Genomic DNA, 14,912 nt, shown 5'->3' on the forward strand with positions numbered 1-14,912 from the left:
CGGAGGATGATGCAGGGCTTGTCGATCACGCGGGGGGCGACCGATGTCCCCCTTCTGGAAACGACGATCGGCGGCGCGCTGCGCGAAGCGGGCCGGCGCTGGGGCAACGGGCTGGCGCTGGCTTCGCGCCACCAGGGCATCCGCTGGACCTGGGCGGAGCTGGATGCCGAAGCGGACCGCATCGCCACCGGCCTGCTCGATCTGGGCGTGCGCAAGGGCGATCGTGTGGGCATCTGGGCGCCCAACTGCGCGGAATGGACGGTCATCCAGTTCGCCTCCGCCCGCATCGGCGCGGTGCTGGTTACCATCAACCCCGCCTATCGCGTTTCCGAAGTGGAATACGCGCTGAACAAGGTGGGCTGCACGGTGCTGGTCACCGCGGCGCGGTTCAAGACCAGCGACTACGTGGGGATGCTGCGCGAACTGGGCGCGAAAAAGCTGCCGCTGCTGCAGCAGATCGTGGTGCTGGGCGAGGAACGGCACGAGGGCTTCATGCCCTGGGCCGACCTGCGCGCCGAGCCCGATCCCGCGCGGCTGGCGGGCGTGGATGCCACGCTCGACCCGAACGACGCGATCAACATCCAGTTCACCAGCGGCACCACCGGCTTTCCCAAGGGCGCCACGCTCACCCACCGCAACATCCTGAACAACGGGTACTTCACCGGGCGCACGATCCGGCTGACGCCGGACGATCGCATCTGCATCCCGGTGCCGCTGTACCACTGCTTCGGCATGGTGCTGGGCAACCTGGCCGCGCTGACCAGCGGCGCGGCGATGGTCTATCCGGGCGAGGCCTATGACCCGCGCCTGACGCTGGAAGCGGTGCAGGCCGAAGGCTGCACCGCGCTCTACGGCGTGCCGACCATGTTCATCACGATCCTGAACCAGCCCGATCTCGACGCCTACGACGTATCGACGCTGCGCACCGGGATCATGGCAGGCTCCCCCTGCCCCGTCACCACCATGCGGCAGGTGATGGAACGGCTGAACATGCGCGAAGTGACCATCGGCTATGGCATGACCGAAACCAGCCCGCTGACCACGCAGACCGCCACCGACGATCCGATCGAGGAACGCGTGGCCACGGTGGGCCGCGTCCATCCCCATGCCGAGGCGAAGATCGTGGGCCTCGCTGGCGAGACGTTGCCGATCGGCCAGCAGGGCGAATATTGCGCGCGCGGCTATGCCGTGATGCTGGGCTACTGGGACGATCCGGAAAAGACCGCCGAAGCGATCGACGGCGACGGCTGGATGCATTCGGGCGATCTCGCCACGATGGACGCGCAGGGCTATGTCCGCATCACCGGCCGGATCAAGGACATGATCATCCGGGGCGGCGAGAACATCTACCCGCGCGAGATCGAGGAGTTCCTGCTGTCGCACCCGGCGATCGCCGATGCGCAAGTATTCGGCGTGGCCGATGCCAAGTTCGGCGAGGAAGTCTGCGCGTGGATCATCGCCAAGCCGGGCGAAACGCTGGGCGAGCACGATGTGATCGCGCACTGCAAGGGCCGCATCGCGCATTACAAGGTGCCGCGTTACGTCCGCATCGTCAGCGCCTTCGCGATGACCGTTACCGGCAAGGCGCAGAAGTTCGAGATGCGCAAGGTGATGGAAGCGGAATTGTCGCTTCCCGCCTGAACGCGCATCGTCGCAACGCCAACCGCCTGAACGCTTGCCCTTCGCCCGCCAATCGTAATACCCGATAACTTCGGGGACCGGGTGTTACGACTGGACCGGTGGAGGGGGAAACGGATGACAAGACGCATTTCGGGCGCAGTGCTGGGCCTGACGGGCATGACCGCGGTGTTGTGTGCCGGCGTGCACGCGCTGGCGGCACGTCCTGCCGCCGCTCCGCCCGCTGCCCCTGTCGCGGTGGCGCCGCCGCCCGTCACCGATCGCTGCACCGCGCTGGCCGGCCAGACCCTGCCCGGCGACGTCAAGATTCTGACCGCGCGGACGGTGGGCGTCACGCCGGCCGGCACCCGTCTGGAACCCGATGCCGCGCCGCTCGCCAGTTCCATTCCGCCGCATTGCCGCATCGAAGGCGTGATCGGCGAACGCACCGGCGCGGGAGGCAAGCCGTTCGGCATCGGCTTCGCGCTGGCCCTGCCCGACGACTGGAACGGCCGCTTCCTGCTGCAGGGCGGCGGCGGGTTGAACGGCACGGTCCACCCGCCGATCGGCGCGGCGGCGGCCGGCGACATCCCGGCGCTGGCGCGCGGCTTCGCCGTGGCCAGCCACGACAGCGGCCACAAGGGCGCGGTGTTCGACGACAGCTTCATGGCCGACCAGCGCGCCGCGCTGGATTTTTCCGAAAACGCCGTCCCCACCGTGGCGCACACCGCCAAGGCGATCATCGCCAGCTATTATGGCCGCGCGATCGGGCACAGTTACATGGCGGGATGTTCCACCGGCGGACGGGAATCGATGCTGGCGGCGCAGCGCTATCCCGAACTGTTCGACGGCATCGTGGTGGGCGCGCCGGCGATGCGCACCGGCAATTCCAACCTGGCGCTGAGCTGGGCCGCCGTGCAGTTCAACCAGGCCGCCCCGCGCGATGGCGCGGGCAAGCCGCTGGTCGAACGCATCTTCTCCGACGCGGACCGCGCGGTGCTGAAGAAGGGGCTGCTCGCCCAGTGCGACGGGCTGGACGGCCTGGACGACGGCATGATCATGAACGTGGCGCAATGCCGGTTCGACGCAAGCCGGCTGGCCTGTCACAAGGGACAGAAGGCGGATTGCCTCAAGCCCGCGCAAGTCACCGCGATCCAGCGCGCGTTCGCCGCCCCGCGCGACAAGGCGGGCGCCTCGCTCTACGCGCCCTATCCTTATGACACCGGCATTACCAATACCGAGGGCCGCCTTCCCGGCTTCCTGCCCACGGGCAAGCCGGGCGTGTTCGGCCCGGCCAACCGCGATCTGGCGATCGATGTCGACGCGCGCATCCAGGCGATCCGGGCCAACGCCAGCCAGCGCCTGACCGATACCGATACCTGGACCGACCTCAACACCTTCCTCGGGCGCGGCGGCAAGATCCTGTTCTACCACGGTGTCAGCGATCCGTGGTTTTCCGCGTTCGACACGCTGAACTACTGGCAGCGCGCCTCCGCCGCTAACGGCGCGGCCTGGCGCGATGCCAGCCGGTTCTACATGGTGCCGGGCATGGGGCATTGCCGGGGCGGCGATTCCTTCGACGATTTCGACCTGCTCGGCGCGGTGGTCGCCTGGGTGGAACAGGGCCGGACGCCCGAAGCGGTGCTAAGCTGGCGCTCCAGCCAGCCTTCGCGCCAGCGTCCGATGTGCCCGTGGCCGTCCTATGCCCACTATACCGGCGGCGATGCGGAACTGGCCGGCAGCTACGAATGCCGGATGCCCTATGGTGCGCCCAAGGGCTGATTGGACGGGCTGAGCCGGCGCGCCCGACGCGGACCCTGCCGTAATGGAGCAGGTTCGCGCCGATGCTCGGCACTTCGGTCCAGTCCCCAAATTGACGCCGGCAGGGATCGGGACTTTGTGCGCAGTCCCGATCCGTCATGCACCCGAGGCTTCATGCGCACAGTGTCGTTTCTTCTCGCCGGTACGGCCCTGCTGGCCGCCGGCACCGCCCATGCCGAACTCGCGCGCCCGCTGCGCTCCATGCTGGACGCCGCGATCGCCAGCAGCAACGACGCCGATATCGACACGATCGCGAAATACCTGAAGCAGGCGAGCCCCGCGGACGCGGCGGAGATCGACCGGACGATCGGCGACCACCGCGCGCAGATCGCCGCCGCCAAGGAAGAGAAGCTGCGCCATCTTGGCCTGCTGGAAGGCTGGAAGGGCGAAGGCCAGATCGGCGCGACGCAATCATCGGGCAATGCCACCACCGTCGGCCTCACCGCCGGGCTGGGGCTGACCCGGGAAAGCCTGCGCTGGCGCTTCAGCCTGCGCGCGCTGGCCGATTACCAGCGCAACAACGGGCAGACCAGCCGCAACCAGATGCTGTTCGCGTTCGAACCGAACTACCGCTTCAACGAACGCCTGTTCGCCTATGGCCTGGCGCAGTACGAGCGCGACCGCTTCGCCGGCTTCACCTCGCGCACCACGCTTTCCGGCGGCCTCGGCTATCGCGTGACCGCGCAGCCGAATTTCACCGTGGACGTGAAGGCCGGCCCGGCCTGGCGCAAGACCAGCTACATCGGCGAACCGGCCGCCAGCGACCTGACCGGCCTCGCCGCGCTCAACGCGCGCTGGGCGATTTCGCGCACGCTGACGCTGACCGAAGACGCCAACGCACTTTACAGCCGCGACAACACCAATCTCAACTCGCTGACCTCGCTGTCCGCCAAACTCAGCAACGCCCTGTCGGCGCGGGTATCCTACCAGTTCACCAACAACAGCAATCCGCCGGCCGGCTTCAAGAAGACCGATACCGTCACCCGCTTCACCATGGTGTACGGGTTCTGAGCGACGGACGTCAGGAACCCTCCGCCGCGCGCAGCAGCCATGCGCGAAACTGGCCGAGCATCCGGCTGACCGGCCGGTCGAGTGGCCAGACGAGGTAATAGGCTTCCTCGGCCGTCAGCACGAGGTCGAACGGCGCCACCAGCGCGCCGCTTTCCAGCTCGGGCACGATCAGAAAGCGCGGCACCAGCGCCACGCCCAGCCCGGCGGCGGCGGCGTGCGACAGCATCAGGAAGTGTTCGTAAAATGGCCCCGCCGGCGGCCCCTTGGCCGGGACACCGGCCGCCGCGAACCAGCGCGACCAGGAATCGCGCCGGGAATCGAGGCTGAGCAGCGTCTTGCCGACCAGATCGGCGGGCTGCTCCAGCGGATGCGCCGCCAGCCATGCGGGGGAGCAGACGGCCACCACGTCTTCCCGGAACAGCAGCGCGTGTTCCGCGCTAGGCCAGTCCGGCAGGCCGAAGTGGATGGCGGCATCAAAGCCTTCGTCGGCGAAATCGAACGGGCTGGACCGCGCGGCAAGGTTGACCAGCATGTCCGGATAGTGCGCGCTGAGATCGGGCAAGCGCGGCGCCAGCCAGCGCATCCCGAAGCTGGGCAGCGTCGCGATCGACAGTGCCGCGTCCTGCGGCGGCTGCAGCGCGCGGCGCGTGGCGGCGCGGATACGGTCGACCGCCGGGCCGATCGCTTCGGCATAGGCCAGCGCGGCGGCGGTCGGCACCACGCGCCGGCCTTTCCGTTCGAACAGCTTCACCTGCAGCCAGTCTTCCAGCAAGGCGATCTGGCGGCTGACCGCGCTTTGGGTAAGCGCAAGGCGCTGCCCCGTCTGCGAAAAATTGCTGGTTTCGATCGCGGCGAGGAAACTGGCCAGCGCGGGCAGTGGCGGCAGTTCCTTGCGCCGGGCTTCCTGATGATGATTCGTCATGAGAAGATGATGAAATGTCTTTTCCGATCCTTTTGTGAAGCTGGCATTTAAGGGCATTCGGCGCAAGGAAAGATGATCGATATGCATGATACGGCGATTGCCCGGCTGGTCGAAGGCCTGGTCGGGCCAGCGGCGGCGCAGGAAACGCTGGCGCGCATCGCCCATCTTCCCGAATCCACCGGCGCGCCCGCCGGAATGGCATCGCGGCTGGACTTCACCTGGGCCATGAACGCCGCGCTGTTCGCCGATCTGCTGGAGCGCGTGCCTTCCGGCCGGGCCTACGTGGCCGACCGCATCGCGGCGGGCGACCGCATCCGCTTCGATCACGGCGCGCTGCGCACCATCCGCTTCCCGTCGAGCGCGACCGGCGCGCTGCCGGGCGGGATCGACGCCTTCCGCCGCATTCTGGAACCGCTGGGCTATCGCGTGGCGGCGGTCTATCCCCTGCCCCGCCTGCGCATGACCGGCTTCGCCTTCCGCCATCTGGGCGATCCCGAGAACGTGCCGCAGTTCTTCGTCAGCGAGCTGGACGTGGGCCAGTTCGACGGCGCGTTCGGCGCCGCCGCGCACCGCGTGTTCGACAGCAGCCGCGATCCGCTGGACGATCAGACGAAGGCGGTACTCGCCCGTTTCGCCAGCGAAGGCGTGGTGCCGCTGGCCGATGCCCTGCCCGCCTTGCGCACGATCCTGGCGGCGTTCGATCGTCAGCACGCCATGCCGGCGCTGGCCGACTACGAAGCCCTGCTGAGCCAATCCGCCGAGGCGGCATGGATCGCGACCGAGGGTAACGCCTTCAACCACGTGACCGACCGGGTCGACGATGTCGAGCAAGTGGCGGGGCAGCAGCGTGCCCTTGGCCGCCCGATCAAGGACCGGGTGGAGGTTTCCGCCAACGGCCGCGTGCGCCAGACCGCGTTCCGCGCCGATCCGGTGCTGCGCTTCTTCGGCGATGCCCAAGGGCGCGGCGTGGAACGCGACGTGCCCGGATCGTTCTACGAATTCATCACGCGCGATCGCGAACCGCTGTCGCGCAAACTCGATCTCAGCTTCGACAGCGCCAACGCGACCGGCATCTTCACGATGACGCGCGCGGCCTGAGCATACGTGACCCAGCAACCGGAGGAACAGGCATGAGCGACCATCTGATGACGGTTTACAACCGCGCCCCGATCGAAGTCGAACGCGGCGAAGGCGTGCGCCTGCACGCGCGCGACGGCCGCGTGTTCCTCGATTGCGTGGCCGGCATCGCCACTAACGGCCTGGGCCACTGCCATCCGGCGCTGGTCGCCGCGCTGAAGGCGCAGGCCGACAAGCTGTGGCACGTCTCCAACATCTTCCGCATTCCGGGGCAGGAGGAACTGGCCGACCGCCTGACCGGCGCGACCTTTGCCGATGTGGTGTTCTTCGGCAATTCCGGCTCCGAGGCGATCGAGTGCGCGATCAAGACGGCGCGGCGCTATCACCACGTCAACGGCCAGAGCGAACGCATCGACGTGATCGGGTTCGCCGGTTCGTTCCACGGCCGCACGTATGCCGCCGTCAACGCTTCAGGCAACGCGGCCTATCTCGACGGCTTCGGCCCGCGCCTGCCCGGCTTCGTCCAGCTTCATGTCGACGACATGGCCGCGATCGAGAAGGCCATCGCCTCCCCTACCACGGCCGCGCTGATCGTGGAGCCGGTGCAGGGCGAAGGCGGTGCGCGCGCGCTCAGCGGCGAATGGCTGGCCAATGTCCGCAAGCGCTGCACCGAAGCCGGCGTGCTGCTGATCTACGACGAAGTGCAGAGCGGCATGGGCCGCACCGGCAAGCTGTTCGCGCACCAGTGGTTCGACGGCTGCGAGCCCGACATCATGGCCGTGGCCAAGGCGCTGGGCGGCGGTTTCCCGGTGGGCGCGTGCCTGGCCAGCGCGGAAGCGGCCAAGGGCATGGTCTTCGGCACGCACGGTTCCACCTTCGGCGGCAATCCGCTGGCCATGGCGGTGGCGGCCAAGGCGTTCGACCTGATCGCCGATGAAGCGCTGCTCGCCCATGTGCGCGCGGTGGGCGATCGGCTGTCCAGCGGCCTGCGCGCGATGATCGAACGCTATCCGGACATCGTCGAGGAAGTGCGCGGCAAGGGCTTGCTGGTGGGCGTGAAGCTGAAGCCCAACAACCGCGAGATGATGGCCGCCGCGCGCGAACAGGGCCTGCTGGTGGCCGGCGGCGGCGAAAACTGCATCCGCCTGCTGCCGCCGCTGATCATCAGCGAGGACGAAGCCGACGAGGCGCTCGCCAAGCTCGACGCCACCTTCGCGGCCTGGAACGCGCGCGTTCCGGAAGTGGCCTGACCGCCATGGGCCGCATCGTTCGCCCCGGCACCGAAGCCGATCTCGACGCCCTGCTCGAACTGGCCCGTCTGAGCGGTCCGGGGCTGACCAGTCTGCCCCAATGCGCTGACACGCTCGGCAACCGGCTGGCGCTGTCGGCCGCCAGCTTCGCCGGCGCCGTGCCGGCGGCGGAAGCGTGGTACACGCTGATGCTGGAGGAAAGCGACACCGGGCAGGTGATCGGCGTCGCCTCGGTGCGCGGGGCGATTGGTGTGGCCCGCCCGCATTTCTCGTTCCGCGTGGTCAAGCTGGCGCAGCATTCGAACGCCGCCGGCGTGAACTTCGAGCACGAGGCGCTGGTGCTGGTCAACGAATGCGCCGGAGCCAGCGAGGTCGGCTCGCTGTTCGTCCATCCCGAGCATCGCGGCGGCGGCAACGGCACGCTGCTGGCGGCATCGCGCTACATGCTGATCGCGGCGGCGCGTGACCGCTTTGCCGACAAGATCGTTTCCGAGCTGCGCGGCTGGTTCGACTGGGAAGGCGAAAGCCCGTTCTGGGAAGGCGTTTCCGCCAAGTTCTTCCGCCTGCCCTTCGAGGAAGCGGACCGCATGATCACCGCCAGCAACGGGCAGTTTCTGGTCGATCTGGCCCCGCGTCACCCGATCTACCTGGAACTGATCGAACCGTTCGCGCGCGACGTGATCGGAGAAGTCCATCCCGACGGCCGCGCCGCGCGCAAGATGCTGGAAAGCGAAGGCTTCAGCTGGACCGGCCTGGTCGACGTGTTCGACGGCGGACCAACGGTGACCTGCGCGCGCGACAAGATCGACACGATCCGCCGAACCACGCCCTGCACCGTAGCCGTCAACGACAACGTCGCCGCCGCACCGTCACGGCTTGTCGCCAACGACGCCATCGAGCGCTTCCGCGTGACTCACGCCCCCGTCGACATTTGCGACGGGAATGCCCACATTCCGGCTTCCACCGCCCGGATGCTTGGCCTCGATGCCGGCAGCCAGATCCTGGTCCGGGCCTGAAGGACGCGAACATGGCCGAAATGCTCCAGTCGATCGATCCCGCAACCGGCGAAACCGTGTGGGAAGGCGCCGTCACCGCGCCGGCGGAAGCCGCCGCAATGGTCGAGCGCGCCCGCGCCGCGCTGCCCGGCTGGTCGCGCACGCCGCTGGACGAACGCATCGCCGTGGCCCGGCGCTATGCCGATTACCTGAAGGCGAACGCTGGCACGATCGCCGAGACGATCTCGCGCGAGACCGGCAAGCTGCTGTGGGAAAGCAAGACCGAAGCCGCATCGATGGCCGGCAAGGTCGAGGTATCGATCGCGGCGCAGGCCGAACGCGCCGGCACGCGCGAAAGCGCCACCGCGTTCGGCCGTGCGGTGCTGCGCCACCGCCCGCACGGCGTGATGGCGGTGCTCGGCCCCTACAACTTCCCCGGCCATCTGCCCAACGGACACATCGTGCCGGCGCTGCTGGCGGGCAACACGGTGGTGTTCAAGCCGTCCGAAATCGCGCCGTGGACCGGCGAGGTCATGGCCCGCGCCTGGGCCGAGGCGGGCCTGCCCGATGGCGTGCTGCAACTGGCGCAAGGCGCGCGCGAAACCGGCGCGGCGCTGATCGGGGGCGATATCGACGGGCTGCTGTTCACCGGCTCCTCCGCCGCCGGCCGCGCCTTCCGCCGCGCCTTCATCGACCGGCCGCACGTGATGCTGGCGCTGGAACTGGGCGGCAACAACCCGCTGATCGCGTGGGATGGCGATCCCGAAGCCGTGGCGCGCGTGATCGCGATGTCCGCCTTCATCACCACCGGCCAGCGCTGTTCCTGCGCGCGCCGGCTGATCGTGCCCGAAGGCGCGACGGGCGATGCCTTCATCGAGGCGCTGGCCGCGCTGATCGACCGCTTGCCGGTGGCTGCGTGGTCCGACGCGGGCGATGCTTTCATGGGGCCGCTGGTTTCGGTTCAGGCCGCCGAACGCGCGCTCGACATGGTCGGCGCGATCGAGCGGATGGGGGCGCGGCCGCTGCGGCGCTTCACCGGGATCGCCGGCCGGCCGGGCAGCTTCGTCAAGCCCGCGCTCTATGACGTGACCGGCGTGGACGTGCCCGACGAGGAAATCTTCGCGCCCGTGCTGTTCGTGCGCCGCGTGGGCGATTTCGAGCAGGCGATCACCGCTGCCAACGCCACCGCCTATGGCCTCTCCGCCGGGCTGATCACCGGCGATGACGCGAAGTGGGAACACTATCTCGACTTCGCGCGCGCCGGCGTGATCAACCGCAACCGCCCGACCACCGGCGCGGCGGCGAACATGCCGTTCGGCGGGCTGGGCGAATCCGGCAATCACCGCCCGGGCGCGTGGTACGCGGCGGACTACTGCGCCTATCCGGTCGCCAGCTTCGAAAGCGACGCCGCCGTGCCGGAGGCTGTGCCCGGGATAGGCTGACCCGCCGGCTGCGGCATCGATCACACCAGCGGCCGCGACAATTGTCTAAGGGCGTTGCCCGAGTATACATCTCGGCAACCCTTGGCCCTGTGTCTGCAAGCCTGTCCGCTGGAGTGATCGATGACTGCCCCGCCGGAGGCCAGTTCCGCAAACGAGCAGCCGCGCTATCGCGCCTTCCTGAGCTATAGCCATGCCGATACGCCGGCGGCCGCGCGGCTGCACCGCTGGCTGGAAACGTACCGCATCCCCCCCCGGCTGGTGGGGCTGGAAACGCCGCGTGGCAAGGTGCCGCGCCGGCTGACGCCGATCTTCCGCGATCGCAACGAACTGCCCGCGTCCAGCGATCTGAACGAGGAAGTCCGCAACGCGCTGGCGGCTTCGGCCTGCCTGATCGTGCTCTGTTCGCCGGAAGCGCGGCGTTCACGCTGGGTCGATCAGGAAATCCGCTATTTCCGCGAAAAGCATCCGGATCGCCCGATTCTGGCAGGGCTGCTTCACGGTGATCCGGACGACGCGTTTCCGCCCAGTCTGACCGACCCGGCTGCCGACCGGGAAAGCGGAGAAGCGGTCCGCGAACCGGCGGCCGCCGACTTCCGTCGGATCGGCGATGGCAAGCTGGCCCGGCTGCGCCTTGTCGCCGGATTGACCGGCATCGGCCTGGACGAACTGGTGCAGCGCGACGCGCAGCGGCAGCTGCGCCGCGTGACGGCCATCACGCTTGTTTCCGCCCTGACCGTTGTAGTGCTGTCCACGCTCCTGTTCGTGGCGATCAACGCGCGCAACGAGGCAGACCGGCAAAGGCAACAGGCCGAAGGGCTGATCGAGTTCATGCTGACAGACCTGCGGACAAGGCTGGAAGGAGTGGGGCGGCTCGACGTGCTGGAATCCGTCAACACGCGCGCGCTGGATTACTATGCCGCACAGGGCGATCTTGATGGATTGCCCGCCGGATCGCTCGACCGGCGCGCCCGCGTCCTCCAGGCGATGGGCGAGGATGACCAGAAACGCGGACGGATGGACGCCGCGCTGATGGAGTTCAGCGAGGCGCACCGCGCCACCGGCGCACTGCTGGCGGAAATGCCGAACGATCCGCAGCGCGTGTTCGCGCACGCGCAAAGCGAGTTCTGGATCGGCTATACCGACTACCAGCGCAACCGCTATGCCGCCGCGCGCCCGCATTTCACCGCCTATCGCGCGCTGGCCGAAAAGCTGGTGAAGCTACAGCCTGGGGATGCCGGTGCGCTGCGCGAGCTGGGTTACGCGCAGGGCAATATCTGTTCGCTGGAACTGGCGGAGCAGGCGCGCCCGCAGGCCGGGCTCGACGCCTGCCGCAGCGCGCTTGCCGCGATGGAGCAGGCCGCGCGATCCCACCCGCGCGATGCCGGCATCAAGGCCGATCTCGCCAACCGCCATGCCTGGCTGGCCGATGCGCTCAACGCCGCCGGAAACAAGCGCGACGCGCTGGCGGAACGCCAGCAGCAGGCCGTGATCATGGACGATCTGCTCCGCATCGATCCGGCCAACGCCGCCTATCGGCAGGACTGGATGCTTTCGCGCTATTCGATGGCGACGCTGCTGTCGGACCTTGGCGACAAGACCGGCGCGCGCGGCTCCGCCAGCCTGGCCATGCAGGCCGCGAACCGGCTGATCGCGACCGACCCCGACAACCGCGACTGGCTGACCTGGCGCCTGCGCATCCTGCAAAGTTTTCCCGATCTGAAAACGGAGAAGTAACATGTCGCAATGTTCCCCCGCGCAATACGCGCTTCCCCACGATCCCGAGCTGCGCACGGCGGCGGGCAAGGCGCTGACCTTCACGATCAGCCTCTATGCCCGCAACGGCGCAATCGTGCTCAAGATGGACCAGGATGGCCAGGAAGCGCAGGACTACATCGCGATCACCGAGGACACGATGGTCGAGATCGTGCTGAAGGGCGACCAGCTGTTCTTCTCCAAGGCATTCGACGCCATCACCATGAAGGATGCCAATCTCGGCGCGTTCTATGGCAATCTCGAATACGACGGCTACGACGAGAAGCTGGATCGCTACAAGATCGTCCGCTTCGTGGCGCGCTTCAACAAGGGCGGCAAGTTCGGCACCACGCACGCCTTCAACGTGAACATCGATCTGCTGCAGAAAAGTCGCAGGGGACCGCGCTGGATCGGAATGAGCATCGATCCCGACATCAAGAACCCGCCGCCGAAGCTGAACTGAAACCCCGCAAGGAAAGCTGGGCAAGCCGTGCACAATTCAAAAATCCCGATCATCAGACGGCTTGCCCGCAGCGGCGATACGATGCGGGCGTGGCAGATGTTCACCGATGCCGCGCTGGAAGGCGATCGGCATCCCGATACGCTGACGCTGAAAGGCCGCCTGCTGAAGGACCGGGGCCTTTCAGCGCCATCGACGGCGGAACGCGCGCGGCTGCTGGGCGCGGCGCGGCAGGCCTATCTCTCGGCTGCGGCGATGATGCCGGCGACGTATCCGCTGATCAATGCCGCGACGATCGCGTTGCTCGAAGGCAACCGCAAGGACGCGGCGATCCTGGCAACCCGCGTCCTGACCATGCTCGATGCGGGCGATCACGAACCAGAAACCGCCTATTGGCTGCACGCCACGCGCGCGGAAGCCTGCTTGCTGCTGGGCGAGATCGACAAGGGCCAGGCGGTGCTGGCGCAGGCCGTCCGGCAGGCCCCGCGCGCGTGGGAGGATCACGCCTCCACCCTGCGGCATTTCCGGCTGATCATGACCGTACTGGAGCAGCCGGTGGACTGGCTGGACGCCTATCGCCCACCCGCCAGCCTGCATTTCAGTGGGATCATCCACGTCGCGCCCGACCAGACGCAATCGCCAGACCGGATCGCCGAGGCCGTGGATCGCATCCGGCCCGGCTTCGCCTTCGGCGCGCTGGCCGCGGGGGCGGACATCATGGTGGCCGAAGCGCTGCTCGAACGCGACGTGGAACTCCACGTGGTGCTGCCCGCCACGATCGAGGGCTTCCGGCACGATTCGGTCTCCAGCTTCGGCACGCATTGGGAAGCGCGTTTCGACGCCATTCTCGATGCTGCCGCCTCGGTGGAAACCATCGAGACGCTGGACGCGGTTTCGCAATCGGGCATCTATGTCGGCGACGAAATGGCGATGGGCTGCGCGATCCGCCATGCTCGCCAGCTCGAAAGCCATGCCGTGGCCCTGCGGCTGGGCGATGGCACCCGCGCGCAAGGTTCGCTGCTGGATGCCGCCTGGCGCGATCGGGGTCTGCCCATCGAACGAGTCTCGCTCGAGCGCAGCGGCACCACGGCCAGCCCTCCGCCCACTTTCGCCCGTGAGGCGCTTGTCGCCGTGCCCGACGGCGAACAGGCGGACCATTTTGCCCACGCCGGCGCGGCGCTGGTCCGGCACGGCGCTTTCACCATCGCGCGGTTCGACGATCCGGTCGCGGCGGCGCGCATCGCGCTGGCGGACGTGACGCTGCACGGCCGCACGCTGGGCGTGACCTATGGCGCTTACGATCCGGCCGGGAACGCCACGCAGCGGTTGGAAACGGCGGTGCGCGTGGCTGGCGCGGGGCTGCCGGGACAGGTTCCGGTGTCCCGTTCGCTGGCGCTGGCGCTCACCCTGCACGCGCCGGACCTGCACTGCGAAAACTTCGGCCAGATCGCTTCGGCGCAAGGGGATCTGGCGTTGGGGTTGCTGGCGGTCCGCTAAGGCCGCGCGACCGGCCCCCGGTCAGTAGATCATATCGCGCAACATGCGCGGGGCCAGAATGGTCAGGCCTCGCTCGGACCTTTCCACGATTCCCCGCCTTTCCAGCGCGCTGACCGCGCGCGATGCGGTTTCGCGCGCGGTGTTGGCGTTGAGCGCCAGCGCGGTGATCTGCGGCGCCGGCACGATGCGATAGTCCGCATCCGCCAGCCGCAGCAATTCCGCATGGATGCGCCCTGGCGCCGAAAGCGTGGTCTGCGCGGCCATCCGGTCCAGCGACAGATCGAGCTGGCGCGCCAACCGTCTGGCCAGGCCCACCGCCAGCGCTGGCTGGCTGTGAGCCAGCGCCGCCAGTTCGGTGCAGCGAATGCGCAGCAAATCGACCGCGCCATGCGCCACCATGTCCGCGCGGTGGGTGGCCGGTTCGGGATAGGCCCCGAAGAATTCGCCTGGCCCGTGGTAGGCCAGTTGCACGCGCTGTCCGTCGATGCCGTTGACCTGGATATGCACGGTGCCGCCGATCACCAGCCAGCAATGTTCGGAGCTGTCACCCTGATGGGCAAGCACCGCCTTGTGCGCGAACGATACCGCCTGCATCGATGGCTCTACTTGCGCAGCCAGCGCGGGCGCGCAATCGAACATCGCGGCGATCGCCGTTATACGTTCGTCCCTGTGCATTCCCTTCGACCTGCCAGACATGCCCGGTACTTCGCGTTTCCAGCTTCAGGGAAGCGTTGCAAGGGCCAAATGGTAGAACCATGGCATCGCCAGCGTCCGTGAGTTTCATCACACTTCGTCCTGCCCGCGCCAAGCCGGTCTAGGATCCGGACCCGATTCGCGCGAAGTGCTTTTGAGGCTCTTCCCCGCACATCCGCGCTACCGCCGCAGACCGCCCCAATCGGCTGCTGCGGCGCCTTGCCGCGTTTCTTTCCGTTACGTCATCCGGCCTCGTCCGGCGCTGCCGCACTCTTGCGCCAAAGCCTGCATCACCCGCTTAAAACCGGGGAATTTTCCTGCTATTCAATCGCGCGATTGAACTGTTCCGGCAGCCTTCGCATTCGCCGGTCAGCG

Annotated in this window: 12 protein-coding genes and 1 pseudogene; 11 read left to right on the plus strand and 2 right to left on the minus strand. The window is 68.0% G+C overall.

Annotated features, from left to right (window positions below; all coding sequences use genetic code 11):
* The first annotated feature begins 9 nt into the window (after positions 1–9).
* The 4 genes and pseudogenes from NMD1_RS20920 (at position 10) to NMD1_RS20930 (ending at position 4,449) form a co-directional block, all read left to right on the plus strand.
* Entirely contained in the window at positions 10–1,641 is a 1,632-nt protein-coding gene (locus NMD1_RS20920) for an AMP-binding protein (protein WP_125957291.1), read from the plus strand.
* A 156-nt stretch (positions 1,642–1,797) separates the two neighbouring features.
* Positions 1,798–2,862: pseudogene (locus tag NMD1_RS21800) on the plus strand (DUF6351 family protein); the annotation flags it as partial.
* A gap of 36 nt (positions 2,863–2,898) precedes the next feature.
* On the plus strand, positions 2,899–3,399 hold the full coding sequence (locus tag NMD1_RS21805) for a tannase/feruloyl esterase family alpha/beta hydrolase (RefSeq protein ID WP_375600815.1): 501 nt from the start codon (positions 2,899–2,901) through the stop codon (positions 3,397–3,399).
* A 153-nt stretch (positions 3,400–3,552) separates the two neighbouring features.
* Complete coding sequence (locus NMD1_RS20930; protein ID WP_125957188.1) at positions 3,553–4,449, plus strand: YdiY family protein; 897 nt, start codon at positions 3,553–3,555, stop codon at positions 4,447–4,449.
* Positions 4,450–4,459: 10 nt separating this feature from the next.
* Here the strand turns inward: NMD1_RS20930 and NMD1_RS20935 are convergent, their stop codons facing one another.
* A complete protein-coding gene (locus tag NMD1_RS20935; protein WP_125957190.1) occupies positions 4,460–5,371 on the minus strand; it encodes a LysR substrate-binding domain-containing protein in 912 nt (303 codons plus the stop codon).
* 72 nt (positions 5,372–5,443) lie between these two features.
* Between NMD1_RS20935 and NMD1_RS20940 the strand changes: the two genes are divergently transcribed.
* From NMD1_RS20940 to NMD1_RS20970, 7 genes are all read left to right on the plus strand, one after another.
* Entirely contained in the window at positions 5,444–6,469 is a 1,026-nt protein-coding gene (locus tag NMD1_RS20940; protein ID WP_125957193.1) for a 2-oxoadipate dioxygenase/decarboxylase family protein, read from the plus strand.
* Between the two features lie 32 nt (positions 6,470–6,501).
* A complete protein-coding gene (locus tag NMD1_RS20945; RefSeq protein ID WP_199558183.1) occupies positions 6,502–7,698 on the plus strand; it encodes an aspartate aminotransferase family protein in 1,197 nt (398 codons plus the stop codon).
* A gap of 5 nt (positions 7,699–7,703) precedes the next feature.
* Positions 7,704–8,714, plus strand: a complete 1,011-nt coding sequence (locus tag NMD1_RS20950; protein WP_124808979.1) for an arginine N-succinyltransferase — start codon at positions 7,704–7,706, stop codon at positions 8,712–8,714.
* A 20-nt stretch (positions 8,715–8,734) separates the two neighbouring features.
* Positions 8,735–10,135: a succinylglutamate-semialdehyde dehydrogenase gene (gene astD / locus NMD1_RS20955; RefSeq protein WP_125957297.1), complete on the plus strand. Its 1,401-nt coding sequence runs from the start codon at positions 8,735–8,737 to the stop codon at positions 10,133–10,135.
* A gap of 120 nt (positions 10,136–10,255) precedes the next feature.
* Entirely contained in the window at positions 10,256–11,869 is a 1,614-nt protein-coding gene (locus NMD1_RS20960) for a toll/interleukin-1 receptor domain-containing protein (protein ID WP_125957195.1), read from the plus strand.
* Between the two features lies 1 nt (position 11,870).
* Entirely contained in the window at positions 11,871–12,350 is a 480-nt protein-coding gene (locus tag NMD1_RS20965; protein WP_125957198.1) for a nucleotide synthetase, read from the plus strand.
* A 27-nt stretch (positions 12,351–12,377) separates the two neighbouring features.
* Positions 12,378–13,844, plus strand: a complete 1,467-nt coding sequence (locus NMD1_RS20970; RefSeq protein WP_125957200.1) for a TRAFs-binding domain-containing protein — start codon at positions 12,378–12,380, stop codon at positions 13,842–13,844.
* Between the two features lie 21 nt (positions 13,845–13,865).
* Here the strand turns inward: NMD1_RS20970 and NMD1_RS20975 are convergent, their stop codons facing one another.
* Positions 13,866–14,540 (minus strand): Crp/Fnr family transcriptional regulator, encoded by a 675-nt coding sequence (locus NMD1_RS20975; RefSeq protein WP_233497907.1) that lies wholly within the window; start codon positions 14,538–14,540, stop codon positions 13,866–13,868.
* Positions 14,541–14,912: the final 372 nt, after the last annotated feature.

Origin of the sequence: Novosphingobium sp. MD-1, assembly GCF_001014975.1 — a bacterium.
GTDB lineage: Bacteria > Pseudomonadota > Alphaproteobacteria > Sphingomonadales > Sphingomonadaceae > Novosphingobium.